This is a genomic window from Krasilnikovia sp. MM14-A1004, from assembly GCF_047159485.1.
In the GTDB taxonomy this organism is placed as follows: domain Bacteria; phylum Actinomycetota; class Actinomycetes; order Mycobacteriales; family Micromonosporaceae; genus Actinoplanes.
The window spans coordinates 186,390-210,823 of record NZ_AP038773.1; the positions used below are offsets into that span (position 1 = coordinate 186,390).

At 72.5% G+C, this 24,434-nt stretch carries 25 protein-coding genes; 13 read left to right on the forward strand and 12 right to left on the reverse strand.

Going from position 1 to position 24,434, the window contains the following annotated elements; genetic code table 11:
* Window positions 1-5 precede the first annotated feature (5 nt).
* Window positions 6-971 carry a DMT family transporter gene (locus ACMCNN_RS00860; protein WP_412744269.1) on the forward strand — a complete coding sequence of 322 codons (966 nt, stop codon included), beginning with the start codon at window positions 6-8 and terminating at the stop codon, window positions 969-971.
* 1 nt (window position 972) lies between these two features.
* Here ACMCNN_RS00860 and ACMCNN_RS00865 read toward each other — a convergent pair whose 3' ends face one another.
* The 4 genes from ACMCNN_RS00865 to ACMCNN_RS00880 form a co-directional block, all read right to left on the reverse strand.
* Window positions 973-1,965 carry an IS481 family transposase gene (locus tag ACMCNN_RS00865; RefSeq protein WP_412743607.1) on the reverse strand — a complete coding sequence of 331 codons (993 nt, stop codon included), beginning with the start codon at window positions 1,963-1,965 and terminating at the stop codon, window positions 973-975.
* Between the two features lie 105 nt (window positions 1,966-2,070).
* On the reverse strand, window positions 2,071-2,331 hold the full coding sequence (locus ACMCNN_RS00870) for a hypothetical protein (protein ID WP_412744270.1): 261 nt from the start codon (window positions 2,329-2,331) through the stop codon (window positions 2,071-2,073).
* Window positions 2,332-2,340: 9 nt separating this feature from the next.
* Window positions 2,341-2,985, reverse strand: coding sequence for a hypothetical protein (locus tag ACMCNN_RS00875; RefSeq protein ID WP_412744271.1), 645 nt, complete (start codon window positions 2,983-2,985; stop codon window positions 2,341-2,343).
* A complete protein-coding gene (locus tag ACMCNN_RS00880) occupies window positions 2,982-5,582 on the reverse strand; it encodes an FtsK/SpoIIIE domain-containing protein (RefSeq protein WP_412744272.1) in 2,601 nt (866 codons plus the stop codon). The genes ACMCNN_RS00875 and ACMCNN_RS00880 overlap by 4 nt, the downstream gene beginning before the upstream one ends.
* A 153-nt stretch (window positions 5,583-5,735) precedes the next feature.
* On the opposite strand from ACMCNN_RS00880, the gene ACMCNN_RS00885 reads away from it, so the two are divergent.
* Entirely contained in the window at window positions 5,736-6,332 is a 597-nt protein-coding gene (locus ACMCNN_RS00885) for a hypothetical protein (RefSeq protein ID WP_412744273.1), read from the forward strand.
* A gap of 4 nt (window positions 6,333-6,336) precedes the next feature.
* Here the strand turns inward: ACMCNN_RS00885 and ACMCNN_RS00890 are convergent, their stop codons facing one another.
* The 7 genes from ACMCNN_RS00890 to ACMCNN_RS00920 all read right to left on the reverse strand — a co-directional run bounded on the left by ACMCNN_RS00890 (window position 6,337) and on the right by ACMCNN_RS00920 (window position 14,939).
* Window positions 6,337-6,945, reverse strand: a complete 609-nt coding sequence (locus ACMCNN_RS00890; RefSeq protein ID WP_412744274.1) for a hypothetical protein — start codon at window positions 6,943-6,945, stop codon at window positions 6,337-6,339.
* On the reverse strand, window positions 6,942-8,063 hold the full coding sequence (locus tag ACMCNN_RS00895) for a M23 family metallopeptidase (RefSeq protein ID WP_412744275.1): 1,122 nt from the start codon (window positions 8,061-8,063) through the stop codon (window positions 6,942-6,944). The genes ACMCNN_RS00890 and ACMCNN_RS00895 overlap by 4 nt, the downstream gene beginning before the upstream one ends.
* On the reverse strand, window positions 8,060-8,605 hold the full coding sequence (locus ACMCNN_RS00900; RefSeq protein ID WP_412744276.1) for a hypothetical protein: 546 nt from the start codon (window positions 8,603-8,605) through the stop codon (window positions 8,060-8,062). The genes ACMCNN_RS00895 and ACMCNN_RS00900 overlap by 4 nt, the downstream gene beginning before the upstream one ends.
* Before the next feature lie 6 nt (window positions 8,606-8,611).
* The gene (locus tag ACMCNN_RS00905) at window positions 8,612-10,579 is read right to left on the reverse strand and encodes an MFS transporter (RefSeq protein WP_412744277.1); all 1,968 of its coding nucleotides are present in this window, start codon (window positions 10,577-10,579) and stop codon (window positions 8,612-8,614) included.
* Complete coding sequence (locus ACMCNN_RS00910) at window positions 10,580-14,092, reverse strand: ATP-binding protein (protein WP_412744278.1); 3,513 nt, start codon at window positions 14,090-14,092, stop codon at window positions 10,580-10,582.
* A gap of 172 nt (window positions 14,093-14,264) precedes the next feature.
* On the reverse strand, window positions 14,265-14,627 hold the full coding sequence (locus tag ACMCNN_RS00915) for a hypothetical protein (RefSeq protein ID WP_130509524.1): 363 nt from the start codon (window positions 14,625-14,627) through the stop codon (window positions 14,265-14,267).
* 15 nt (window positions 14,628-14,642) lie between these two features.
* Window positions 14,643-14,939 carry a hypothetical protein gene (locus tag ACMCNN_RS00920; protein ID WP_412744279.1) on the reverse strand — a complete coding sequence of 99 codons (297 nt, stop codon included), beginning with the start codon at window positions 14,937-14,939 and terminating at the stop codon, window positions 14,643-14,645.
* 365 nt (window positions 14,940-15,304) lie between these two features.
* Between ACMCNN_RS00920 and folP the strand changes: the two genes are divergently transcribed.
* From folP to ACMCNN_RS00955, 7 genes are all read left to right on the forward strand, one after another.
* Complete coding sequence (gene folP, locus ACMCNN_RS00925) at window positions 15,305-16,117, forward strand: dihydropteroate synthase (RefSeq protein ID WP_412746999.1); 813 nt, start codon at window positions 15,305-15,307, stop codon at window positions 16,115-16,117.
* On the forward strand, window positions 16,114-16,476 hold the full coding sequence (gene folB / locus ACMCNN_RS00930; protein ID WP_412744280.1) for a dihydroneopterin aldolase: 363 nt from the start codon (window positions 16,114-16,116) through the stop codon (window positions 16,474-16,476). The genes folP and folB overlap by 4 nt, the downstream gene beginning before the upstream one ends.
* Window positions 16,473-17,000 carry a 2-amino-4-hydroxy-6-hydroxymethyldihydropteridine diphosphokinase gene (folK, locus tag ACMCNN_RS00935; RefSeq protein WP_412744281.1) on the forward strand — a complete coding sequence of 176 codons (528 nt, stop codon included), beginning with the start codon at window positions 16,473-16,475 and terminating at the stop codon, window positions 16,998-17,000. The genes folB and folK overlap by 4 nt, the downstream gene beginning before the upstream one ends.
* Window positions 17,001-17,035: 35 nt before the next feature.
* Window positions 17,036-17,512 (forward strand): DUF3180 domain-containing protein, encoded by a 477-nt coding sequence (locus tag ACMCNN_RS00940; RefSeq protein WP_412747000.1) that lies wholly within the window; start codon window positions 17,036-17,038, stop codon window positions 17,510-17,512.
* Window positions 17,513-17,592: 80 nt separating this feature from the next.
* On the forward strand, window positions 17,593-18,717 hold the full coding sequence (locus ACMCNN_RS00945) for an ABC transporter permease (RefSeq protein WP_412744282.1): 1,125 nt from the start codon (window positions 17,593-17,595) through the stop codon (window positions 18,715-18,717).
* Between the two features lie 48 nt (window positions 18,718-18,765).
* Window positions 18,766-19,056, forward strand: coding sequence for a hypothetical protein (locus tag ACMCNN_RS00950; RefSeq protein ID WP_412744283.1), 291 nt, complete (start codon window positions 18,766-18,768; stop codon window positions 19,054-19,056).
* A gap of 80 nt (window positions 19,057-19,136) precedes the next feature.
* Window positions 19,137-19,628, forward strand: a complete 492-nt coding sequence (locus ACMCNN_RS00955) for a hypothetical protein (RefSeq protein WP_412744284.1) — start codon at window positions 19,137-19,139, stop codon at window positions 19,626-19,628.
* 6 nt (window positions 19,629-19,634) lie between these two features.
* On the opposite strand, the gene ACMCNN_RS00960 is transcribed toward ACMCNN_RS00955, so the two are convergent.
* Window positions 19,635-20,660 carry an ABC transporter ATP-binding protein gene (locus ACMCNN_RS00960; RefSeq protein WP_412744285.1) on the reverse strand — a complete coding sequence of 342 codons (1,026 nt, stop codon included), beginning with the start codon at window positions 20,658-20,660 and terminating at the stop codon, window positions 19,635-19,637.
* Window positions 20,661-20,704: 44 nt separating this feature from the next.
* On the opposite strand from ACMCNN_RS00960, the gene ACMCNN_RS00965 reads away from it, so the two are divergent.
* The 4 genes from ACMCNN_RS00965 to ACMCNN_RS00980 all read left to right on the forward strand — a co-directional run bounded on the left by ACMCNN_RS00965 (window position 20,705) and on the right by ACMCNN_RS00980 (window position 24,433).
* Window positions 20,705-21,391: an ABC transporter permease gene (locus tag ACMCNN_RS00965; RefSeq protein WP_412747001.1), complete on the forward strand. Its 687-nt coding sequence runs from the start codon at window positions 20,705-20,707 to the stop codon at window positions 21,389-21,391.
* Window positions 21,388-22,092 (forward strand): ABC transporter permease, encoded by a 705-nt coding sequence (locus ACMCNN_RS00970; RefSeq protein ID WP_412744286.1) that lies wholly within the window; start codon window positions 21,388-21,390, stop codon window positions 22,090-22,092. The genes ACMCNN_RS00965 and ACMCNN_RS00970 overlap by 4 nt, the downstream gene beginning before the upstream one ends.
* A 231-nt stretch (window positions 22,093-22,323) precedes the next feature.
* Window positions 22,324-23,322, forward strand: a complete 999-nt coding sequence (locus ACMCNN_RS00975) for a glycine betaine ABC transporter substrate-binding protein (protein WP_412744287.1) — start codon at window positions 22,324-22,326, stop codon at window positions 23,320-23,322.
* Window positions 23,323-23,422: 100 nt separating this feature from the next.
* Window positions 23,423-24,433 (forward strand): hypothetical protein, encoded by a 1,011-nt coding sequence (locus ACMCNN_RS00980; protein WP_412744288.1) that lies wholly within the window; start codon window positions 23,423-23,425, stop codon window positions 24,431-24,433.
* Window position 24,434 lies beyond the last annotated feature (1 nt).

The following is a 24,434-nucleotide window of genomic DNA, read 5'->3' on the forward strand; positions in this document are numbered from 1 at the left end:
CAGGGGTGACGACGCAGACCGGTCCTGACCTTCAGGGTTCCCTCGACGGCCGCCCCACGCCGTCCTCCGCCGAGTTGAGCCGGTGGCTGCCCGGCTATCTGGTGCTCGCCGTCATCTGGGGCACCAGCTTCCTGTTCATCAAGGTCGGCGTACGCGAGCTGCACCCGCTGTGGCTCACGTTCGGCCGGGTCGCCGCGGGCGTGGTGACGCTGCTGGTGGTGCTCGTGGTGACCCGCGACCGGCTGCCCCGCGACCCACGGCTGTGGGGCCACCTCGCGGTGGTCGCGCTGGTCGGCGTGGTGCTGCCGTTCACGTTGTTCGGCTTCGGTGAGCAGCGGGTGTCGTCGGTGCTGGCGGGCATCTGGAACGCGGCCACGCCACTGGTCGCGTTGCCGCTGGCCGTGCTGGTGTTCCGCACCGAGCGGCTGACCGCGCGCCGGGTGGCCGGCATCGGCATCGGCTTCGCCGGGGTGCTCGTGGTGCTCGGCGTGTGGCGCGGCGTCGGCGGGGCCCAGCTCACCGGGCAGCTCATGTGCTTCGCCGCCGCGATGTGCTACGCGGTCGCCATCCCGTACCAGAAGAAGTTCATCGCCGGACGAACCGGCAGCGGCGTCTCGATGGTCGCCGCGCAGTTGCTGCTGGCCCTGGCCATGCTCGCCGTGGCGGCGCCGGTGCTGGGCGGTGCGCCGCCGAACCCGATCAAGCTTTCCGGCACCGTGGTGCTGTGCGTGCTGGCGCTCGGCGCCCTCGGGACGGGCATCGCGTTCATGCTCAACCTGCGGGTGATCCGGGTGGCCGGGGCGAGCACCTCGACGTCGGTGACCTACCTGATGCCGGTGGTCGCCACGATCGTCGGCGTGCTGATCCTGCACGAACACCTGCACTGGAACCAGCCCGCCGGTGCCGCGATCGTGCTGGCCGGCGTCGCCGTCTCCCAGGGGCTGCTACTGCGCCGCCGCGCTCGACCCTGAACTAGATGTTCTGACCCAAGAGGTTGGGAACGCGGCTGGCGGGTGGTCGGCCGTTGAGTGCGGTGTGTCCGCGGTGGTGATTGTAGGAGTGGAGCCAGGCGGGCAGGGCCTCGCGGCGTTCGGCTTCGGTGTGGTAGGCGCGGGCGTAGGCCCATTCGTCGAGCATGGTGCGGTTGTAGCGCTCGACTTTTCCGTTCGTCTGGGGCCGGTATGGGCGGGTGCGTTTGTGGGCGATTCCGGCGTCGGTGAGCGTGTCGCGCCATACGTGTGAGCGGTAGCAGGAGCCGTTGTCGGTCAAGACCCGTCTGACGGTGATGCCGTGGCTGGTGAACCAGGCGTGGGCTCGTTGCCAGAAGGCTGTCGCGGTTTCTCGGGTTTCGTCGGGCAGGATCTCTGTGTAGGCCAGGCGGGAGTGGTCGTCGACGGCGTTGTGCAGGTAGTGGTAGCCGAGCTGGGGTTCTCCGCGTCGGACACGTTTGACTCCGGGCATGGCCGAGCGGTTGCGGGTGCCGGCATGACGGCCGACGACGCGGTGGCCGCCGCCGTCGGGGATGTTGCCCAGTTTCTTGATGTCGACGTGGATCAGGTCACCGGGCGCTTCGTGTTCGTAGCGGCGGATCACCCGGCCGGTGGCCCGGTCGAGGTGAGTCAGCCGGGCCAGGCGGTAGCGGGCCAGGACGCGGTGCACGGTGGCCGGGTTCAGGCCGAGCAGGTAGGCGATGCGGGTGGGTCCCCATCGGCGCAGGACCCGAACTTTGATGATGCGTCGTTCGGTACGGGTGTTGGTTCGGGTCGGGCTGTGGTGTGGGCGTGAGGATCGGTCGCGCATACCGGCGGGTCCGTCGGTGCGGTAGCGGTCGGCCCAGCGTTTCGCGGTCGTCGGGCTGACTTGAAAGCGTTCCGCAGCCCGCCGCAGCGGCCACCGGTCGTCGACCACGCAGCGGGCCAGACGCAGCCGGCCGGTCTCGGACAAGGGTGCATTACGGTGGGGCATGAGGGCCTCCGCAGGTTCGGGGTAGGACGTCGCAATCCACACCGAACCCGAAGGCCCTCACCTATTTCAAGATCTCCCCGTCACCAACGTCCGTGGTCAGTACAACTAGACGATCATGCGGTAGGCGTCGGCGCTGTCAATCGCGGCGCGGGCCAGCGTCGCCGCCTCGTCCAGCCGGGTGCGCGCCTGCTCCAGCTGCGCGATCGCCGCGGCCACCGACGGATGCACCGAACCGAACGCGGTCAGCCGCAGCAACGCCAGCGCGTCGTCGAGCTGATCCGTGGCCTGCTGGATGCCGGTCACCGCGCGCTGGGTGCCGTCCACCGACGCGGCCACGTTCGCCTTGACCTCATCCACACTCGACACGACAGCCCCTCACCGGAAGAACGCCAGCAGGCCCACGCCCATGCAGGTCAGCAGCACCGGCGTCAGGCAGGTGATCGCGCCGACCAGCGGCGTACGGTCGACCTTGCGGCCCTCGCCGCCGTACACGAAACCGAGGGTCAGCCAGCCCATTCCGAACGCCAGCAGCGGCATGCTCAGCCCGCACAACAGCGCGTACGTGGGCAGCGAACCGGACGGGGCGACCAGGTACAACACGATCTGCACGAGGAGAACGGCCGCGGCGAACGGGCCGTACACCAGCAGGTTGCGCGCCCACGGCCGCCACGGCGTGACCGGGCCGGCGACGAGCAGCGCGGCGTCCGCGGCGTCGGCGGTGACGCGGGCCTGCCGCAGCGCCGCCAGCGCCCCGGCCGGGCCGCCCGCCACCGCTTGCCCGGCCAGCACCTGATCCGCTGCCTGCGGCGCCAGCTCGATCTCGGGTACGCCGAGATCCTGGACGAGCCGCGCGTGCTGGGGCGCCAGCCGTGCCCGTACCCCGGAAAGCTCCTGCTGTGCGGCCTGGACGGTCGCCGCCTGCTCGCCCGCCGCGGTGCTGGCGGCCCGGCGCACCGCGTCGAGGCGCTGCGCCGCGGCGAGATAGTCGATCCAGGCGTCGGAATTTTGCTCGTCGCTCACGACTCGTCGCTTTCCGGGCGGGCGAACGGCACGAACGTGACCAGGCGGTCCGCTTGCCGGTCGTGCAGCAGTGCCCGGTTCGCCCTGGGCTGCCAGTCCACCGGCCTGCCCACCATCAGCGTCACGTCCTGCTGCGGCACGTTGAGGAAGACCAGGCCCGCGACGTCCTCGCGTCCCGCGCTGCCGCCGGTCTCCTCGGAGAACCGCCGCAGCCCCCGCCACCAGGACAGCAGGTGTGCCCCGCGAGCCGGGCCCTCGCGCAGCAGGCGGCGCAGCGAGGGCAGCGTGCCCGGCCCGGCGGCGTCCATGCCGAACACCACCCGGTAGCCGGGGCGCTCCACGTCCAGCTCGGCGGCGAGCCCGGCCGCGTCGACCACCACCACCTCCTGCCGGTGGCTGATCTCCTCGGCGAGGTCCTTGGCCAGTTCATCGCCCTCGGCGACCAGCGACGAGATGACGAATCGGGTGCTGCGCGGCGGATGGAACGCCGCCACCCCGCGCGCCGCCGCGTCCAGCACCTCGGCGCCCGCCGGGTTCGAACCGAAGACCGCCAGGTGACGGCCGGGGGAGGCGTCCAGCGGGAACGCGGCGCTGGACAGCGGCACGTCGATGACCCGACCCACCAACGCCGCCGGTCGCCCCGCCCGCCCCGCCAGCGCCGCCCGGTAGGTGGGGTCGTCGGCGAGATGCTGCCGGGCATACCCGGCGAAGATGCGCGGCGGCGCGGCCTCCGGGTCGCGTGCACCCCACAGGCGGTGCCGCAGGTCGCTCAGCGCGTCCTGGTCCGCATGCGGGTCCGGGAACCGCACCACCTTCTCGTGGCCGCGGGTCGCGCCGCGCGGACCGCCCAGCCCGCCGGCCGTGTTGACCACCGCGGTGCCCAGCGGCAGCCCGGCCGCCGAATCGTTCGTGGCCTCCAGCACGTCGCCGCCGCCGGGCAGCGCGATCCGCACCGGGAACTGGCCGAAGATGGAATCCCGCTTCGCGTACAGGGCCTCGACGCCGCGCACGGTCTGGCTGGCCAAGACCAGATGGATTCCGTACGAGCGGCCCTTGCGCGCCAGCGATTCCAGCAGGGACACCGCCTCGGCGGCCGTCGTGTCGTTGCCCGCCAGCAGCACCTGGAACTCGTCGACCACGCACAGGATGCGGGGCAGCGGGCGGCCCCGGCCCTCCTGCGCGGCCACCGCCCGCAGGTCCGCGAAGCGGGTCACCCCCGCCCGCTTGTACGCCACCGAGCGCCGGGTCATCTCGGCGTCCAGGTCGCGGAGCACGGCCAGCCCGTACTCGCGGTCCGACTCGACGCCGACGGCCCGAGCGTGCGGCAGCCACGTGCGGTCCCGCCGGGTGGGCACGAACTCGGCGAACGAGACGCCCTCCTTGAAATCCAGCAGGTAGAGCGCCAGCTCGTCCGGGCTGTAGCGGGCACCGAGGCCGTACAGGACGTTGATGAGGAACGCGGTCTTGCCGGCGCCGGAGCGGCCGCCCACCATCCAGTGTGGAGTGAGGTCGTTGAAACGCAGCGTGAGCGCGGTGTCGCCGTCGTGACCCACCACCGTGCCGAGCCCTTCGGCGGCGTCAGCCGTCCACAGGTCGTCGCCCGGCTCGGGCAGCAGGTCGGCGAGCACCACCTGGGACGCGGCGGCCGAATGCGCGGCCAGTTCCTGGCAGACCGCGTCGATCAGGTGCGGCGGCGGGTCCTCGTCCAGGAACACCGGCGCGTTGAGCCACACCGCCTCCGGCACCGACCCGAACGTGTCACCGGGCGGGTCGCCCACCACCGCGTACGGGTTGCGCACCGACACCATCGTCGTGCGCGGCAGTGGCGCCTGCGTGGTCTCCGCTGTCAACGGCGGCGGCGGCCAGCCCGCGACGACCAGGTGCAGCCCCGACTCCGGGCCCTGCTGCGCCAGCGCCGCGATCCGGTTCAGCTCGCCGCCCTCGGTCAGCTCCGGCAGGCACGCCACGACCACCAGCATGAGCCGGTCGCGGCGCCCCCGCCGTACGGCACTGCCGCGCGCCGGGCGCAGCCACTTCTCCGCCTCGCTGAGTACGTCGCGCAGGCCGTTGCGGTCCGTCGCGGGCGGGGCCAGCAGCCCCGCGTCGGCCAGCGTGGAGAACGGCTCGAACACGGCGCCGCCGGAGGCGTCCACCCCGCGTACCAGCAGGGATCCCGCCGGTGCGGTCGCCAGCAGCCGGAGCAGGACGCTGCGCAGCAGGCCCGCCACCCGCGGGTCGCGGGCGTCCGCGTCCACGGTGAGATGACCCGTACCCAACAGCGGGACGATCGCCGGGAAGCGCACGTCGTCCAGCGGCTGCGCCACTCCCACCCGGACGAACCGGGGCGGGTTCGGCCCGCCCAGAGGCGTCGTGGCGGCCTGCGCGTCCAGCGGCGCGCTCAGCCAGCCCGGGGCCAGCTCCAGCGCGGCGGCCCGCAGCTCCTCGGCCAGCCGGTGCTGCTCGCGCGGGTCCGCGGCCGCGGCCGGATGGCCCTGCAGCGCCGCGGCGGCCGCGTCCACGGTCGCCTGTGCCTGGCGATGCAGGGCAGCGGCCTGAACAATCCGGCTCGCCGAATCCGCCACCGCCCTCACCTCCATCTGTGCGTTCAAACCGTATCCCAGACGCGGCGGTGGGTCCCGTTGCGGAGCCGATGGGGTGTTCCGTGCCGCTGCCGTCCACCCCGCCGCAGGTCGGGATGCTTACGCTCCACAACCGACCGGAGGCGGAAGGTACGCACTAGGCTCGACAGCGTGCAGCCGCCCCAGAACCCCGACCCGACTGCCGGACTGCCGCCGCCCGCCCAGCCGCCCGGTCCCATGGCGGGTTCCACGGCGGCTCCCGGTCCCGTGGTGGGGGCCGGTCCGGTGGGGGCGGGGGGCGCGCCGCCTCGACCGCGTAACCGGCGGCTGCGGCTCTGGCTCGCCATGGGGGCGGGCATCATGACGCTGCTCTGCCTCGGCGGGGTGGGTGTGTTCGTGTCGCTGTACGACTCGGCCACCGAGATCAAGCGGAGCGCGCCCGATGCTGTCGTGGACAACTTCCTGCGTGCCTACCTGGTCAAGCGGGACGACAAGGAGGCCGCCCTGTACATGTGCAAGACGGGCGGCGACTTCTCGAAGCTGGAGGCGTTCCGCGCGGACCTGCAGGACCGGGAGAAGAAGTTCTCGATTGGTATCCGGGTCAGCTGGCGCAGCCTGACGGTCGCGAACGAGGGTGGCCAGACCACCGTGAGCACCGAAATCGTCCGCACGATCACCGACGGCAGTGAACGCACCTCCGACCGGTGGCGGTTCGTGATGGTCGATCAGGACGGCTGGCGGGTCTGCGGGGGAGGCCAAGTCTCCTGAGGGCTCACTCCACCCAGAGCAGGTGGACCGGGACCTCCAGCGTGCGTGGCGCGCGGCCGCCCCACGACCACCGGTACCAGTCCAGTTCGGTCGTCACCCGGGCGCAGATGTCGCCGTCGTCGCTGGTGTGGAGTTCGGTGACGGCACGCAGGTCGCGCCGTTCGCCGCCGTCCTCCAGCAGTTGGACGACGCGGCGGCCGGTCAGCGCGTCCGCGTCCAGGGCGGCCACGGGGCTGCGCCGGGGCGGTTCGTCCAGCGAGACCAGCCGGGACACCACGTCGCCCGCGCCGGTGCGGCCCGTACCGGTCATGCCGAGCTCCTCCACCCACACCCGCTCGATCGGGACCAGCGGCGCGAACACCTCTGTCTGCTCGGCCTCCGCGCGGTACCACTCGGCCTCGGGCATGATCGGCACGTACGTCCGGCTGCCCTGCACCACGGTCTCGTCCGCGCGCAGGTCGTGCCGCCAGCCGTGGCCGGGCAGGCCGATGATGACCCGTCGCCCGCGCAGCTGCCCGCCCATCGCCGCCGGGGTCGCCACGACGGGCCGGGGCGGACCGGGCAGCCAGTCGGCGCTGCCGGTGAACGGGTCGGGCACGGCGCCCCCGGTCACGTGGTGCCGCCCAGCGGTGCGCCCTGCTGCTCCATGAACGGCACCGGGTTGATCGCTCCGGCGCTCCGGCGGTCGTTGTTGAGATGCACCTCGAAGTGCAGGTGCGGCCCGGAGGAGTTGCCGCTCGTGCCGACCCGGCCGATCTGCTGACCGGCCTGTACCTGCTGACCGACCTGCACGGCCGGGTGTTCGACCATGTGGCAGTAGCGGGTCATCACGTTGCCCGCATGCCGGATCTCCACCATCCAGCCGCAGCCCCCCTTGCCCGGATAGCCGTCGACGTCGCAGGTCCGACGGCCGCTGTGGTCCTCGTCGCATTTCACCACGGAGACCACCCCACTGGCGGCGGCGTGGATCGGGGTGTACCGGTCGATGATGAGGTCGACACCCTGATGGGTCGGACGGTCCGCGGTCCGGAAGCCGGAACCGACCACCGCGCCAGGGGCCGGGATCGTCCACCCCGACGCGGCGATCTGCCCCACGGTGGACAGGCAGACCATGTTGACCGAGTTCCCGACCGCGCGGGCCGCGCCGTGCGCCAGCTGGTTGACGATGCGCGTGGCCACCGCCTCGTGCTTGGCGTACGCGTCGGGGTAGGCGCTGATCTGCACCTTCTGCGCGGCGCGCGTGAGTGGCATCTGATCCCAGCCGTCGATGGTCTGCAGCTTCTCGTAGAACTTCGTCGACGCGTACACGGGATCCATGATCTGCTCGGGGGTGCCCCATCCGGTACTCGGGCGTTGCTGGAACAGGCCGAGCGAGTCGTGGTCGTTGCGGGAGCCCAGGTCGCCGAGGTTGGTCAGGCTGGATTCCTGCATGGCCGTGGCTACCGCGATGACCCAGGCCCGTGGCGGCAGCTTCAGGTTCGAGCCGACCTTGATGATGATCGCCGCGTTGCGGATCTGGGTCGGGCCGTAGTGGCTGACCCTGGGCATCTTCTCGTCCGGATCGACCACTCCGCCGACGCCGCAGCCGGCAGTCGCGTACTGCGGGTTGTTGGTGTCGGCGTCGAAGGCCCCCGCCAGCAGCGCGGCCACACTCCCGCCGCAGCACAGCAGCGTCAACGTGGCAACCAGCGCGGCCAGCAGGACCACCGGACGCGGCCGGGGAAGGCTCATGAGGCGTCCCAGTCGATGCCGTCCACCAGCCAATGCTTGTCGGGTGCCACGAGGCGCAGGGTCAGCTTGCCCGCGTTCGTGGTCACGACCGCGTCGACCAGGCCGTCGCCGACGGGGACGATGGCGGGTCGGCCGAGCACCCGATCGGCGGGCACGTCGGCCGGATCAACCCCGGACAGCGAGTCGGCCAGGTTCTTGGTGGCGTTCGGGGCGATGCCGTCGTGCCAGGCTCCCGCCGTGACGTTGCGGTGATTCACCCAGGCGGAGGCGAACGCGTACGCGACCGCCTCCGGTTCCGCCGTGCCGGGACCGCTGGTGGGCGACGGCGGCGGATCCGCCGAGATCACGCTGTCGTCGTCGTCCGGGTTCGCGCTGAGCACCGGCGCGGGAGAGACAGTGGAGATGACCGCACCGGCGCGGTCGTCGTCGGAGAACAGCCGTCCGATGCCGACCACCAGCAGCACCAGCGCGGCGATCACCAGCGCGACACCCCAGCGGGACCGGAAGATCCGGTTGAGCCCGAGTTCGACGAAGCGCGGCACGGACGTTCACCTCGCCTCGGTGCGCGTGCGGGGCGGCGCCGGCTCCCGGACCGTATTGCCCGTCTCCGGACGGTAGATCGCATACGACGCGGGACGCTCGGCCACGTCCGGCTCCGTCCAGGAGGACTGGCGCCGGGGCTTGACGGCGCGGGTGGCCGTGACGGGAACCCGCGTCGCGGGCGCGTCGTCGTGTCTGGTCTCGCTGCCGTCCGGCCGGGGCGCCGGCACGCTGTCCAGTTGGCCGGGCGCCGCGACCGTGACCGCCTGGCCGCGTCCGGCGGCGGCGTGCGCGGGGTCCTCCAGGCGCGCCTCCGGCCGCAGGTTCGACTGTTCGACGTAGACCGTACGGCGCTTGCCGATCATCGGTTCCCGGGTGCCGCCCGCGTCGGCGACGTCCAGCCTGGCCGCCTCGCGCATGTCCCGGAAGAACCGGCGGTGCCAGGACCCGGCCGAGGTGATCGCGGCTGTGCCGTCCTTGCCGCCGAGCTGGGTGATCCGCCGGTACGGCCGCAGCAGCAGCCACCCCACCACGCCACAGAGCCAGACGAGGACCACCTGCAGCCAGCCCGGCAGGCTGGCCGTATTCATGATCAGGTCGACAGCGAACAGGTAGATCGCCGCGCCGGTGCCGAAGATCGCGATGTTGAACAGCGCCGCGACCACCGCGTTGCCCAGCCGCCGGATGCCGGAGCTGGCCGGGCGCAGCAGTCCGATCGTGCCCAGGATCGGTGCGGCAATCACCGCCCAGCGGAAGACCAGGAAGCCCAGCAGGACGAGCAGCGAGGCGGTCAGGTCGAACATCGCGAACATCACCGAGGCCAGCATCGCGATGAATCCGGCGCCGATCCGGTCCATGCCGTTGACGCCCTGCAGGTACTCGTACGCCTCGGGGTCCTCCGTCTTGATCTGCTCGGCGACCTTCTCCCACTGCTCCTTCTTGGCGGTGAGGGTGGGGGTGCGGGTGTCCGGGTTGTCCCGCATCTTCTGGGCCTCGTCCCAGCTGAGGGACCGCGCGTCGTAGAGGGCCATGCCGTACTTCTGGGCGGTGGTGCTGTCGGCCGAGCCGAGCAGTCCGCGCAGCCAGTTGCGGTACAGCATGGTCTCGGTCGCGGTGTCGCTGGCCCGCACGGCGGGCGGCCGGTTGTCCTTGCAGGCGTCCGGCTTGCCCAGCTTGCAGCCGGCGGTCTTGTCGCCGTCCTGGGGGCGCGGGCCGACCGCGTCGTGCACCACGCCCAGGGTCGTGACGAGGCTCTGGTCGGCGATGTTGGCCGAACGCACCGGCCACGCCGCGATCGCCGTGACCGCCACCATGACGAGGATCGCCCACCCGGCCGTGGTCATCGCGGCGCCCATCTCCGCCTGCTGCGAGCGCCAGATCAGGTACAGCCCCACGATCGCCAGGGTGATGACGCCGAAGACGCTGAAGACCTTCTCGTAGACCGCCTTCGTGGCCTGCTCGACCAGCGGGTCGGCCCAGCCCCACATCGACGCCGGGTCCCAGGCCCGCTCGCGCAGCGCGTTGGACGCCCCGATGATCGCCGTGGCGATCATGAACTCGCCGTTGGCCACCGTCGTCTCGAACTTGTAGTCCGGGTCCACGAGCGTGGACGCACACCCGCTGTCCAGGTCATACGTCGTGTACGCGTAGCCCGCGTACCCGTACTGGCTGTAGATGCCCTGGGGGCCGGGCAGGGTCGACGACGCGGGGCGCTCGGCGAACCAGCCCGCCAGACCGGAGTCCGGTGCGCTCGGGGTGGGCGGGGTGAGGCACTCCGCGCGGGCCGCGCTGACGTCCGCCAGCCGGTCGACGCACGCCTTGAGGTCCGACTGCCACTCCTCCGTGCTGCACAGGCCGCCGGGGGCCCGCGCGGGCACGGCCGCCGCCGCCCCGGACGGCGCCGCCACCGCCCACGCGACCGACGCGACCGCCGCGACCAGCACGGTGAGCAGCAGGGCGCACGCCCGCCGGACCATTCAGACCTCCAGGTCGGTGAACGACGACGGAATCGCCGTGGGTGCCGCCTGCGCGGCCGCGGGGGTGGTGTCCAGGTGCTCCAGCAGCCCGTCGACGTACGACACGTCGACCCGGACCTTCTGCACCCGGCCGTCCACGTCGCGCATCACGAACTCGCGGAAGCCGAGCCGGTGTGCCGACGAGGTGTCCACCTGCGACAGGGAGGCGAGGGTGGCCTCGTAGCCGTCGTGGACCGGGACGCGGAGCAGCCGCAGCGCCTCGGAGGCGATCTCCTGGTCCTCGGCGATCCGGCCGACGAACACGGTCGAGACAAGGTTCTGTACGTCGAGGCCGAGGATGTCGCGCGGGTTCTGCGAGGCGACCAGCGCGGCGAGGTTCCACTTCCGGGAGTCGCGGGCCAGCCGGACCAGGAACGACCGCCCGGAGCGCCAGCCCTCCATGAAGTGCGCCTCGTCGAGGCCGACCAGCTTGCGGGACGACATCGAGCCGCCGTAGCAGCGGCGCACGGCCAGCCGGTGCGCGGTGTGCAGCATCGGCAGCGCCAGGGACTCCTCGGCGGACCAGTACTCGCGTTCGATCTTGAGGTCGGGCAGCCGCAGCCCGGCCATGGTGATCACCGTCAGGGTCGCGTCGCCGCTGAGCAGGTGCTGCGGCGGCCGGCCGAAGAACAGCAGCGCCAGCGGCATCTCGGCGGTGTCGAGCAGCAGGTTCGCCAGCTCGCGGCCCTCGTCGTCGCCCAGCTGCTGCAGCGTGGCGACCACGTCGTCGATCGTGGAGGTCTCCTCCGCGGGCACCTGGCGTACCGCGTGGCGCAGCAGGGTCGCCGTGGAGGCCTCCTTGGCGACCTGCGGCGGGACCAGCATCGAGCAGATGTCCTGCACCAGCATCCGGCGCTCGGCCCGGGCGTTGGAGACCGCGATCTCGTACTCCCGGTCGCCGGCGGGACCGGTCGCGAACTCCGTGCGCACCGGCGTGGGGATCAGCGAGTACGGCGCCAGCGTGCCCTGCTCCGAGCCGGTCAGGTTGAGCACCCGCGAGTACGGCCGCAGCTCCGGCATCTGGCACAGCCGGGCCAGCGGGCCGGACGGGTCGAGCAGGGTCACCTGCACGCCGCGCCGCGCGTTCAGGTAGCCCAGCGCGCCCATCAGCGTGGACTTGCCACCGCCGGGCTCGGCGACGAACACCCCGAGGCCCGAGCGCTCCCGCACCTCCATGGGGAAGTGCAGGTCGAGGAAGACCGGCCGGCGGCACGTCCCCGCGGTGCGCCCGATCAGGTCGCCGCGCCGGTCACCCACCGTCGAGGCGGCCTGGGGTAGCGCGGCGGCCAGCAGCTTGACCGGCATCCGACGTACGTATCCGGTGTTGGCGATGGGCTCACCCGGGATGAACTCGCGGGCCAGCTGGTCCTGGTTCTTCGGGTGTTGCAGGGAGATGCGCAGCTCGCGGGAGTAGAGCTGGATGAGGCGGCGGGCGCGTTCCAGGCACTCCTCGCGGGTCGCGCCGCCGACCGCGATCCGGTGCCAGCCGTGCGCGCGGGCCGACTCGACCGGCAGGCCGGTGGTCATCTCGTCGCCGATCACCAGAGCACGCTTGGCGAGGCGTTCCAGCTCGGGCGGCGCGTCGATGCCGTGCTCGGCGTAGTCGAGCTGCTGGGACCGGATCATCCGCAGCCGGTGCTCCAGGTTCTTGAAGGAGCTGGTCGAGCCGAGGATGTCGATGCGGGACGACAGCTCCATGGGCCACGGCAGCCGCTCGTGGAAGTGCAGCCACGGCTCGTGCTTCTCCGGGATCTCCAGCGGCTCCATCCGGCCGACGGACAGCACCGCCACGTGGCGTTCCTCGCCGGACATGCGGTTGACCAGCTTGACCGTCGATCCGTACGGGGTGCGGTAGCGCTCGACCTGCTCGGTGAGGGCCAGCAGGTCGCCGCGTTCCCAGTGCCCGTTGGTGACCGGGGAGAGCGGGCCGGGCGGCGCCATGCACAGCGCGACCGAGCGGAACAGCAGCCATTCCAGCTCCTGCGGGGTGACCCGGCGCCCGCGCATGCCGAACGCGTTGAGCACCTCGTCGAACTGCTCGACCGTGCGGCCCAGCTTGCGGCGCTCGCCGTCCGTGGTGCCCTTGCCGACGATCCGCAGCACGCGCTCGGCGAACGTGTCGCCCAGCGACCGCCGGGCGAACGTCACCCCCAGGAACGTCTGGCCCTCGGCGTGGTTGACGGACAGCAGGTGCCGCTGCGCCGCGACCAGGTGATCCGACCACGAGGTCGCGCCCGAGACGTCGGGCAGCGGTTTAGCGGTGAACGAGTCCACGGTGCGGGCCCACTCGTCGGCCGGGAACGGCCGGCTGGTGCGGCGCAGGTGCAACCGGAAGCCGGCCAGGCCCGCGTACTGCTCGGAGATCGCGGAGAGCAGGGCCTCCCGCTCGGCGTCGGGCCGGAACGCCCAGCGCACCTCGGGCAGGTGATACCAGGCGGTCACCGTGCTCTGGGTGAAGGTCAGGTGCCCCGCGATCTCGGTGATCTCCAGCTCGACGGCCGGGTCGCGGTCGCTGAACTTCAGCTTGTGCGGGCGCAGCGGTGTCGCCTTGGCGTCCTTCTGCTTCCGCTGTGTGCGGTCCGGGCCCGCGGGCGCGGCGACGGCGGGCAGGTTCGCCGGTTCATCGTCCGCGCGGCCGCGCCGACGCTTGCGCCGGGCCGGCTCCTTGGTGGTGCGGTGCGCGGGCGCGTGCTCCGGCCGGGTGGCCGGAAGGTCGGTCCGGTGCACCGGATCGTGCGGTGCCGGGGCCCCCGCCGGAATCGGCGGCACCGCGGTGACACCCGGAGCCACCGCCCCGGCCACGGGGGCGGCAGTGGCCGCCGAGGGGGCGCTGGACGCACCGACCGTCTGCCACAGCGGTGGTGTCGTGACCGGGACGTCCGGGGTGTCGGCCACCCGCCCGGTAGGCCCGGTCGTGCCCGGCCGGGCGGCACCGGGGCGGGTCTCGTCCGCCCAGTCGGCGAAGTCGGGGTCGGCGAGGTCGAAGTCGGATCCGTCGAAGACCGGGTTCGGCGCGCCCGGGTCGTCGAAGAAGTCCGCCGGTGGCCCGGCCGGGACGCGGGTGAACGCCGTGGCCCCCGGATCCTGCGGCGGTGGGGCCGCGACCTCGCCCGTCAGCGCGGTGTCCGGGCCCTCCACGCCGGCGGCCCGCCCGGCCGTCCCCTGCTCCACCACCTCGACCGGGGGCGCGTGCCCCGCCTCGTGCGCGTCCGATGGGGACGGTCCCGCCGGAGCGATCTCGCCGGCGAGGGCCCCGTCGATGACGATGTCGAAATCCGGGTCATGATGATCGGCATACTGATCATCGCGTGGGGTATCCCGGACCGTAGCGGGGGATGGTGCGGGCGCCGGAGCCCCGCCGAACAGGTCGAGGAACGGTGAGTCGATGTCCATGGTGGTGTCCACGGCCGACCGCGGTCGTACGGGCTGGGGCGCCTGGAACACGCCGACCGTGCCGTGCCCCGGGCTGGTCACGATCTCGGGTTCGAGGTCCTCGTCCGGGAAAGGGGGCCGAGGGTGGTTGTCCGAGCGCACACCGTTACCTTGCCTGCCTGCGGGGGAGATGGCCGCGCGAGGATGCCCCGGCGGTGGGGAGTCGGTCATGCGCATGCCCCGTTCGGGCACGCCGCAGGACTGGTCAGACCGGTCATATCAGCTCCTCCCGAACCCGGATGCGAGTGGCGACAAGTCTCGGATCGCGTTGCTCGACGGCCGGTTCGCGGGTACGACGCCAGTCGGTGAGCGCGGTGCGGATGACCACCCGGGCGGGCCGGTCGGGATCGACGTGCCGGAACACGTACGACGTCGTCACCATGGCCAGGGCGATCTCCCAGGCCGGGAACGCGTCGAAGTCGAAGGTCATCAGGTAGTGCAACAGCATGAACAGTGGCACGAGCCCGACGAACATGCCGTACTGCGCGTACGGCAGGTGGACCGGGAGCGTGTAACCCGGCGGTCCTAGATAGACCAGCCGAGCCCGGTAGATGTCGTCGTCGGTACGCAGCCGCATGTGTCCGCCTGCGGCCTATTTGAAGAGGAGGTTGATGAGGTAGTCGCCGACGAAGAACAGCGTCGCGGCGCCTGCGATGAACGCCAGTCCGACGATCGCGATCGCCGAGCTGGTCAAGACCCGCGAGATCTCACCTCGGCTGGCCCGGCCGATGAAGATGACGCCGAGGACCGCCAGCAGGATCGGTGCGATGTTGCTGGCGAAGAAGGTGACGACACCTTCGGTGTTGATGCCCTTCGGCTCGGCGGGGGCGGCGAGCGGGCCGTGCTGGAGCGCCGTCACGAGCTGAGCGGCGACCTCGGTGGCGATCATTGGTGTACCTCCCGGGTGCTCGGCGAGGGGCGCCGGGCACGGTGCAGTGGTGAAGCCTCGCTGGCGGCAACGCCCATATGGTGCTACTTCCCGCTCACCACGTCGAGTGAGCCGTTAGGGCACTGCAGTCCTTCCAAGCCCATCTGCGTCTCTTCGGTCCTTTAATGATGCCCAGATCCGAAGAGTACGGCCCGTACTTCCTACCTACAAGCTGCCTGATTCGTTACCCAAGGTAGAGGCGTGACTGAAGATGAGTCACGAAGGATCGTACGCGCGTTCGAAGATCGTGTGGTCGGTACCGTGTGCCTGTGGACAACTCGGTCGGTGTCGGTGACCGGCTTTTGCGCAGCAATCACCCGGTCGTGATGGGCGTGGTGAACGTGACCCCGGACTCCTTCTCGGACGGTGGCCGGTACGTCGACCTGGACGCGGCGGTCGCCCACGGCATCGAGCTGCACCGTGACGGGGCGGCGGTCGTGGACGTCGGCGGCGAGTCCACCCGGCCGGGTGCGGAGCGGGTCGACGCGGCCACCGAGATCGACCGGGTCGTCCCGGTCATCCGGCAGCTCGCCGCGGCCGGGGTCCCGCTGAGCATCGACACGACCCGCGCCGAGGTGGCCGCCGCCGCCCTGGAGGCGGGCGCGGCCATCGTCAACGACGTCTCCGGCGGCCTCGCCGACCCCGGCATGGCCACGGTCGTCGCCGCGGCCGGCTGCCCGTGGATCCTCATGCACTGGCGCGGCCACTCCCGGCACATGCAGGACAATGCGGTCTACGCCGATGTCGTCGCCGAGGTCCGCGCCGAACTGCTCGACCGGGTCACCGCCGCGACCGCGGCCGGGGTCGCGTCCGAGCAGCTGATCCTCGATCCGGGCCTCGGTTTCGCCAAGCAGGCCGAGCACAACTGGGCACTCAGCGCCCACCTCGACGAGCTGGTCGCGCTCGGCTTCCCCGTGCTCTTCGCGGCCAGCCGCAAGTCGTATCTCGGCCGGCTGCTGGCCGGGCCCGACGGCGCGCCGCGCCCGGTCGGCGAGCGGGAGGCCGCCACGATCGCGACCAGCGTGCTGGCCGTGGCCGCGGGCGCGTGGGGGGTCCGGGTGCACGACGTCCGCGCGACCGCGGACGCGCTGGCCGTCTGGGCCGCCACCGGCCGCCCCCACCTGCGAGGCGCCGCATGACCACCGACCGCATCACCCTCACCGGCCTACGGGTACGCGGCTTCCACGGCGTCTTCGCCCACGAGCGGCGTGACGGCCAGGATTTCGTGATCGACGCCGAACTGGAGCTCGACCTGGCCCCCGCCGCGGCCAGCGACGACGTCGCCGACACCGTCCACTACGGGGAGCTGGCGGGCGAGCTGGCCGCGGTCGTCGCGGGCGAGCCCGTCGACCTCATCGAGACCCTCGCCGACCGGCTGGTCACGGTGTGCCTGCGCGATCCCCGGGTCGCCGCCGCCACGATCACGGTGCACAAGCCGCAGGCGCCCATCCCGCACGAGTTCGCCGACGTGGCGGTCACCCTGCGGCGGGCCCGATGACCAGGGCGATCCTGTCGCTGGGCAGCAACCTCGGCGACCGGTACGTGCACCTGTGCACCGCCGTCGCCGGGCTCGGTGAGTCGGTCGTGCTCACCTCCGGCGTGTACGAGACCCCGCCCTGGGGGGACACCGAGCAACCCCCGTACCTGAATGCGGTGGTGCTGGTGGTGGACCCGGCGGCCGCGCCGCGGCACTGGCTGGACCGGGCCCGGGCGCTGGAGTCGGCGGCCGGGCGGGTGCGCGACCCGCAGCGCCGCTTCGGGCCGCGCACGCTGGACGTCGACGTCATCGCGGTGTGGCAGGAGGACGGCGGCCCGGTGTGTCAGGACGATCCGGAGCTGACCCTGCCGCATCCCCGCGCGCACCAGCGGGCGTTCGTGCTCAAGCCATGGCTGGACCTGCAGCCCTACGCGCAGCTGCCCGGCCACGGCTGGGTCACCGATCTGCTCACGGCGAACGCGCTGGCCGCCGACGTCGTCGCACTGACTCCCCGGCCCGACCTGCCGTTAGAGTCGGAATCGTGAGCAGTGACCCCGGCGGCGACCGGCACCCACCCTCGATGCGGCCGACGAACCCGTCGGTGCTGGTGGTCGCGGCGCTGGGCGCCGCGGCATTCGGCTGGCTGCTGCTGAGCACCCTGTACTGGCGGATGCCGCCGCTGCCGTGGCCGCCCATCATCGTGCTGGCCGCGCTGGCGGTGGCCGAGTTCCTGCTGGCGCAGAACACCCGGGCCCGGATCCAGCGCCGCCCCGGCGCGCCGCCGGTCGAACCCCTGGCCGTGGCCCGGTACGCGGTGCTGGCCAAGGCGTCCTCGCTGGCCGGGGCGCTGTCCGCCGGATTCTCCGCGGGCCTGCTGTCCTGGCTGGCCCTGGATCCCACGCACGCCGCCCAGCAGGACATCCCCGCGGCGATCGGCGGAGTGGTCTCCGCCCTCGCGCTCGTCGGCGCGGCACTCTGGTTGGAGCGGGCCTGCCGGGTCCCCCGATCTGACCAGAAGGATGAGGACGACTCCGACAAGAGTCCGGGACGTCGCTGACGGGTGTCCCATTGGCCTTGACCTCCGTATCCTGAGCCGGGCTGGCCCCGGCCGCCTTGACCACACCAGGAGGGGCGGACATGGCATACGACGACGTCGCCTTCGGCCGAACGGCCGGATCGGACGATGACGGTGGCCGCGACCGGCTCGGCGTGCACCTCGGCTGGGAGGTGGTCCTGCTGCTGGGGGCCGCCGCGCTCGGGTTCCTGCTGTACCGGTTCGATCCCGCCGCCCTGCGCCGCCCCGCCCTCGACACGCTGCTGATCACGGCCACCGCGATCGGCCTGCTCACCCTCGGCGCGGGCCTCACCCTGCGCGCCGGGGTGCCGAACCTGGCGGTCGGGCCGATCGCGCTCGCCGCGTCGCTGCACTTCGCCGAGAACGGCGACCGCGGCCTGGTCAAGGCCGCCGTGCCCGCCCTGGTGATCGCGGCGGGCGGCGCGGTCGTGATCGGGGTGTTCATCCTCGCCCTGCATGTGCCCGGCTGGGTCGCCACGCTGGGCGCGGGGCTGGGCGTCATCGTGTACGACCAGCTGCGTACCGCGCCGGTGCCCGTGCAGGGCGGATACGACCCGTCCAACCAGGCGTTCTTCCTATTCGGGGCGTTCGCGCTGCTGGCCGTCGTCGGCGGCGCGGTCGGTGCCCTGGAATCGGTACGCCGCAAGCTCGGCGCGATGCGCCAGCCCACCGACCCGGCCCGCCGCCGCCGGGGCGTGGCCCTGCCGGTGCTGGCCTCGCTCATCCTGTCGTCGGTGTTCGCGGTGGCGGCCGGGATCCTGCTGGCGGCCCAGTCGACCCGGCCGATCGTCCCCGGCACCGGCCTGGAGTGGACAGGGATCGCGCTGGGCACCGCCCTGGTCGCGGGCACCAGCGCGTACGGGCGCCGCGGCGGGATCTTCGGGACCCTGCTGGCCGTGGTCGCGATGACGTTGTTCCTCGACTACGCCGACCGGCGCGGCTTCAACATCGCGTTGTTCGCCACGGCCGCCTGCACCATCGGCGGCGGGCTGGTCGTCACCCGGCTGGTCGAGACGTACGGCCGGACCCTGACGGTGGCCGACGCGGAGCCGGACTGGCAGCCCGATCCGCCCGCCGAGACGGCCACCTGGCGCGCCGACATGCCGGAGACCTGGTCGGCGTCGGGGGTCGGCGCCCAGCGCCGCGGCGAGCGGTGGGACGACGGCCCGTGGGGCAGCAGCCGCTGACCGGGCGTCCGGGCGTGTCCGGTCGGGGCCGAGACCTATGCTGACTGCATGACCGATGCCACCTTCGCCGAGCTGGACGCCCTGTCGACGGAGCAGCTGCGCGAGCGCGCCTTCGCCCGCGCCAAGGAGAGCCGCGACGTCAAGTTCTTCTGGTCGATCCTGAAGCATCTGCCGGACTCCGACGAGGCGTCCGGGCTCGACGGCGCACCGAACTCGGTCGGGCCGACGATCGACGAGGCGCACGCGTTGTGGCGCGAGCTGACCGGGCACGGCAACGGGTACGGCGACCACGAGCCGCTGCTGCGCGCGGCGTTCATCGACTACCTGCAAAAGCCCTGAACATCGCCTGAACGCGGACATTCACGGGCATTACCGCCTGTGCGTTTGCGCGGGGGAATCCGTTGGGAATCAACGGGTCCATGCCCCTCGGAAATCGCTACCGAACCGCGCCTGGTGCGGGCACCCTCGCCGCGCTCATTCTTGTCCTGATCTTCGGCAGCCCGTGGTATGCGGACTGGGCGGAGAAGAACACCGATCCCAATACCGCCGGCGGCTGGTGGCTGCGGCTGCTGGCCTGGCCGCACTGGCGGTTCAGCTCCCACGACTCCGTCCGCGAGGTCGTCGCCGCTGACCTCAAGGCGATCCTGCTCGTCGTCCTCACCGCGCTGTTCCTCGTGCTGCTGCCCGGCTCCCAGCTGGCCCGGGCCCGCGGCACGATCAGCCAGTTCTTCGCGGGCTGGGCGGCGTACATCTTCGCGGGCGGGTTCGCCGCGCTGCTCACCACGCTGATCCTGGCGAACCCGTCGCTGCTCGGCGCGTTCCGTGCGGCCGGCGACGGGGCCACGTACGGCCTGTTCGTCGGGTGGATCGTGGGTATCGCCACGCTGGGTGGGCGCCGCGGCACCCGCTGAACGCCGTCAGACCGGGGCCTGGGCCTGATCGTCGGGGACCGCGCCGTCGGGGGCCGCGAAGATCGCCGAACGGGACACCGTGCCGATCGGGCGGCCCTCGCTGGTGACCACGACGTTGAGCGAGTCGCCGGTCAGCATCGCGGCCAGCGCGTCGTACATCGTTGCCGAGTCCGCGACAGAGGGCAGTCGCTCGACGTCCTCGGTCCCGGCGAGGGGGCGCATCGCGCCGCGCAGGCTGGTGACCGCGAGGCGGCGGATCCCACGGTCGGTGCCCACGAACCGGGCCACCGCGTCGGACGCCGGGGCGCTGAGCACCTCGGCCGGTGGCGCGTACTGCAGCAGCAGACCGCCCTCGGCCAGCACGGCGATCCGGTCGCCCAGCCGTACCGCCTCGTCGATGTCGTGGGTGACCAGCACGATGGTCTTGCGGACCGCCGCCTGCAACCGGAGGAACTCCTCCTGCAGGCGGCCCCGCACGATCGGGTCCACCGCCGAGAACGGCTCGTCCATGAGCAGCACGACCGGGTCGGCCGCCAGCGCGCGGGCCACGCCGACCCGCTGCCGCTGGCCGCCGGAGAGTTCGTGCGGGTAGCGGTCGCCGTGCCGGGCCGGGTCCAGCCCGACCAGCTCCAGCAGCTCGTCGGCCCGCGCGCGGATCTGCTTGCGGTCGGTGCCGCGCAGCCGCGGCACGGTGCCGACATTGGTACGGATCGTCTGGTGCGGGAACAGCCCCACGTCCTGGATGACGTACCCGATGCGGCGGCGCAGCTCCACCGGATCCTGCTCGGCGATGTCCTGGCCGTCCAGCAGGATCCGTCCCTTGGACGGCTCGACGAGCCGGTTCAGCATCCGCAGCACCGTGGACTTGCCGCAACCGGACGGGCCGATCAGGACGGCCAGCTCTCCCGCGCGTACCTCCAGGCTGAGGTCGCCGACCGCGACCGTGCCGTCCGGATAGACCTTGCCCACGTGCTCCACGGTGATCGAGGCCGCGCCGTGCCCGGCGCCCGGACCGTCCGGGGTAGCGTCCACGTGTGTCCTTCCTGTCCTGGGTGCCCGGGCCGGTGCCGATTCGGCTGCTGGCCGCGCCGGCCGACGCCCGGCCGGGTAATCCGTGGTTCTCCTGGACCTACGTCCACGAGAATGCCGACACCATCCTGGAGAAGCTCGCGTTCCATGCGGGTCTCACCGCCCGTGCCGTGCTCATCGCCCTGGTCGTGGCCGTGCCGCTGGCGGTGGTCGCCTACTGGTGGCGGCCACTGACCGGGCCGATTCTCGCACTCTCCAGTGTGCTGTACACGATTCCCTCGCTCGCCCTGCTCTCGCTGGTCGCGCCCGCGGTGGGCACCACCAGGGATCTCTCCGTGCTCATCGCGCTCGTCCTGTACGCCCTGCTCGTGCTGGTCCGCAACACCCTGGCCGGGCTCGTGCAGGTGCCGCCGGCGGTGCGCGACGCGGCCGCCGGGATGGGGTACGGCCGGCTGAGCCGCCTCTGGCACATCGAGCTGCCGCTGGCCCTGCCCGCGCTGCTCACCGGGCTCCGCCTGGCCACGGTGTCGACCGTGGCGCTGGTGACGATCGGGGCCCTGATCGGCAACGGCGGCCTCGGCGACCTGATCCTCGGCGGCTTCAACCACAACTTCTACCGGGCCGAGATCATCACCGGAACGGTGCTCTGCGTGGTCCTGGCGCTGGTGCTGGACCTGCTGCTGGCCGGGCTGGGCCGACTGCTCACCCCGTGGACCCGGGGGCGCCGGGCGTGAACTACCTCTCCGACGGCCTGGTCTGGCTCAACGACCCGCTCAACTGGACCAACCCCGGTGGCCTGCTCGACCGGCTGCGCGAGCATCTCGTGATCAGCGCGTGGGCGGTGCTGCTGGGCTGCCTGATCGGCTGGCCGCTGGGCGTCTGGCTGGGCCATCGCGGCAAGGGCGGCGGGCCGGTCATCACCCTGGCCAACCTCACGCTGGCCATCCCGACCCTGGCGCTGCTGACCATCCTGCCGCTGACCCCGCTCGGCTTCGGGCGGCTGCCGATCGTGGTCGCGCTCGCGGTGTTCGCGATCCCGCCGCTGCTGGCCAACGCGTACACCGGGGTGCGGGAGGTGGATCCGGGGATCAGGGACGCGGCGCGCGGGATGGGCCTGTCCGGTGGGCAGCTGCTGCGGCAGGTGGAGTTGCCGCTGGCGGTGCCGTACCTGGCGGCCGGGTTGCGGACGGCGGCGGTGCAGGTGGTGGCCACGGCCGCGCTGGCCGCGTTCGTGAACGGCGGCGGGCTCGGGCAGATCATCAGTGCCGGGTTCGGCATCGGCATGAGCAACGGTGGCGGCGGGCAGATCGTCGCGGGCGGCCTGGTGGTGGCGGCGCTGGCGCTGACGGTGGAGGCGGTGCTGGCCGGGGTGCAGTGGCTGGTCACCCCGCGCGGGCTGCGTGGTCGCGTCTGGCCCCGGGGCTCCACCGTTTGACAGCCGCGTGACCGTTCGACAGCCGCGTGCCTCCGCGGTCGCAGGACCGGAGCCGGTAACGCTTTGGCAACGCCCGCCGTGCGGGCCGGGAGGTTGTCGTACCCCCGAGGTGGGATGGGAAGTGCCGCACGCGGGTATGTGCGGCTGACCATCACGCGGGCATCGGATATCAACCGCCCGTCGGACACGCGGCACGGCCCCGGGCCGCGCCGGGACACAGAAGGCGGCACCATGCGTCGACACCTGCTCACGATGACCGGCTGCCTCGCGGCCGCGGTCGTCGTCCTTTCCGGTTGCGGTCAGGCCGGCTCGTCCGGCACGGCCGCCCCGCCCAGCGCCGCCGCCGGCGCCGGGTGCGCCCCGGTCGCCGGGGACAAACTGGTCGTCCTCACGGACGACAAGAAGCTGCAGAACACGGACAACGTCGTCCCCGCCGTCCACAAGGCATCGTCGTCGCCGCAGCTGATCGCGGCGCTCGACAAGGTGTCGGCCGCGCTCGACACCCCCAAGCTCATCGAGCTGAACAAGGCGGTCGACGTCGACCGCAAGTCGTCCAAGACCGCCGCCCGGGAGTTCGCCACGGCGAACAACCTCACCGCCGGCATCGCGAAGGGCCCGGGCGGCACGATCCGGGTCGGCGCGGCCAACTTCGCCGAGAGCGCCACCCTCGGCGAGCTGTACAACCTCGTGCTCACCGCCGCCGGCTACACGGTGAAGGTCCAGCAGATCGGCAACCGCGAACTGTACGAGCCCGCCCTGGAGAAGGGCGAGATCGACGTGGTGCCCGAGTACGCGGCCACCCTAGCCACGTTCCTCAGCGGCAAGGTGGACGGCAAGAACGCCAAGGATCCGTCCTCGCCGGACCTGAACACCACCATGGCCAACCTCACCTCGCTCGGCGGCAAGGTGGGCCTGACGTTCGGCGCCCCGTCGTCCGCTCAGGACCAGAACGCGTTCGCGGTGACCCAGGGCTTCGCCGACAAGTACGGGGTCACGACGCTGTCCGACCTGGCCGGCAAGTGCTCCGGGACGGCCACGATCCTCGGCGGTCCGCCCGAATGCCCGCAGCGGCCCAAGTGCCAGGCCGGGCTGGCGGAGACCTATAACTTCCAGGCGGGCAAGTTCACCTCGCTGGACGCGGGTGGGCCGCTCACCAAGACCGCCCTCAAGCAGGGCACGATCAGTGTGGGCCTGGTGTTCAGCTCCGACGCGGCACTGGCCGCGGGCTGACCCTCGTACGGGGCGGACGGTCCCGGTGGCGCCGTCGTGGCGTGTCCGGGGCTCGTCCGCCCGTTTCGTACCGGCCCCTCGGTGGGTACGATCTGCCACCATGCCGGACCGGGAACCGCAGGAGGAAAACCGTGAGGGGCACAAGTCCCGGCTGCCGCGCCTTCTCGTCTGGGTCGGTGCCGGGCTCGCCCCCGTGGCGGCGATCGTCGCGCTGGTCGGGGGCGACACGTCGATGCGCACCGCGGTTCTGCTCCTCGCGGTCTGCGTCGTACTGATCGGGGCGTCACTGCTCATCCGCGACGACCCGGTGCTGCTGCGCATGGAGGTCGAGGACCGCGTCGCCGCCGAGGTCGAGACCATGCGCGGGCAGCTGCGGGCCGAGGTCGCCGCGGCGGCCCGGGTCACCCATCACCACGTGCAGGCCCTGCAGGACGAACTCGGCCAGATGCGCGGCGCCGTCCGCCCCGAGCCCGGCATTGCCACGGGCGGCCGCGCCACCGTCCCCGCCGCCGTGCCCCACGGGGCGGTCCCGCCCGCCGTTTCCGCCGCGGGGCCGCACGGGGCGGTCGCGCCGACCGGCGCCGCGGCGCCGCATGGGGTAGTCGCGTCCACCGGCGCCGCGGGGCCCCACGGGGCAGTCGCGTCCACCGGCACCGCGGCGCCGCATGGGGCGGCCGTGGCCCGGGCGGGGCTGCCGCGCCCGCGCGGCCCGGTGCCCCCGCCCTCGGTCGCCCGCCCGCCGAGAAACCCGCCGATCGCCGCGCTGCCCCCGAGCGGGCCGCATGTCCCCCCGCCGTCCTACGACGACACGCCCTACGACGACACGCCCTACCCCGACACGGGCTACGGCGACATCGGGCACGGCGACTCCGGCGACCGCCCGGGCGAGGGCGGCGGGAAACGCCGGGCCGACATCACCGCCGTGGATCTCGGCTACACCGGGCGCCGGAGCCGTCCCGACCACACGGACGACGAGTTCGACTATGGGCCCGAGCCCGGACATCCCGGATACGGCCTGACCGCACCGGACCCCTACGACTCGGACCCGCTGGGCGACGACTACGAGTGGCGCCAGCCCTCCGGGCACTGGGATCAGCGCGGCCGCTGGTAGC

Excerpts from the sequence above, each read along its gene's own strand:
- folP (WP_412746999.1), top strand. The coding sequence starts at position 15,305 with ATGGGCGTGGTGAACGTGACCCCGGACTCCTTCTCGGACGGTGGCCGG.
- ACMCNN_RS00950 (WP_412744283.1), top strand. The coding sequence starts at position 18,766 with ATGACCGATGCCACCTTCGCCGAGCTGGACGCCCTGTCGACGGAGCAG.
- ACMCNN_RS00905 (WP_412744277.1), bottom strand. The coding sequence starts at position 10,579 with ATGGTCCGGCGGGCGTGCGCCCTGCTGCTCACCGTGCTGGTCGCGGCG.
- ACMCNN_RS00865 (WP_412743607.1), bottom strand. The coding sequence starts at position 1,965 with ATGCCCCACCGTAATGCACCCTTGTCCGAGACCGGCCGGCTGCGTCTG.
- ACMCNN_RS00920 (WP_412744279.1), bottom strand. The coding sequence starts at position 14,939 with ATGATCGCCACCGAGGTCGCCGCTCAGCTCGTGACGGCGCTCCAGCAC.
- folK (WP_412744281.1), top strand. The coding sequence starts at position 16,473 with ATGACCAGGGCGATCCTGTCGCTGGGCAGCAACCTCGGCGACCGGTAC.
- ACMCNN_RS00895 (WP_412744275.1), bottom strand. The coding sequence starts at position 8,063 with ATGAGCCTTCCCCGGCCGCGTCCGGTGGTCCTGCTGGCCGCGCTGGTT.
- ACMCNN_RS00945 (WP_412744282.1), top strand. The coding sequence starts at position 17,593 with ATGGCATACGACGACGTCGCCTTCGGCCGAACGGCCGGATCGGACGAT.
- ACMCNN_RS00980 (WP_412744288.1), top strand. The coding sequence starts at position 23,423 with ATGCCGGACCGGGAACCGCAGGAGGAAAACCGTGAGGGGCACAAGTCC.
- ACMCNN_RS00975 (WP_412744287.1), top strand. The coding sequence starts at position 22,324 with ATGCGTCGACACCTGCTCACGATGACCGGCTGCCTCGCGGCCGCGGTC.
- ACMCNN_RS00955 (WP_412744284.1), top strand. The coding sequence starts at position 19,137 with ATGCCCCTCGGAAATCGCTACCGAACCGCGCCTGGTGCGGGCACCCTC.
- ACMCNN_RS00940 (WP_412747000.1), top strand. The coding sequence starts at position 17,036 with ATGCGGCCGACGAACCCGTCGGTGCTGGTGGTCGCGGCGCTGGGCGCC.
- folB (WP_412744280.1), top strand. The coding sequence starts at position 16,114 with ATGACCACCGACCGCATCACCCTCACCGGCCTACGGGTACGCGGCTTC.
- ACMCNN_RS00880 (WP_412744272.1), bottom strand. The coding sequence starts at position 5,582 with ATGGAGGTGAGGGCGGTGGCGGATTCGGCGAGCCGGATTGTTCAGGCC.
- ACMCNN_RS00915 (WP_130509524.1), bottom strand. The coding sequence starts at position 14,627 with ATGCGGCTGCGTACCGACGACGACATCTACCGGGCTCGGCTGGTCTAT.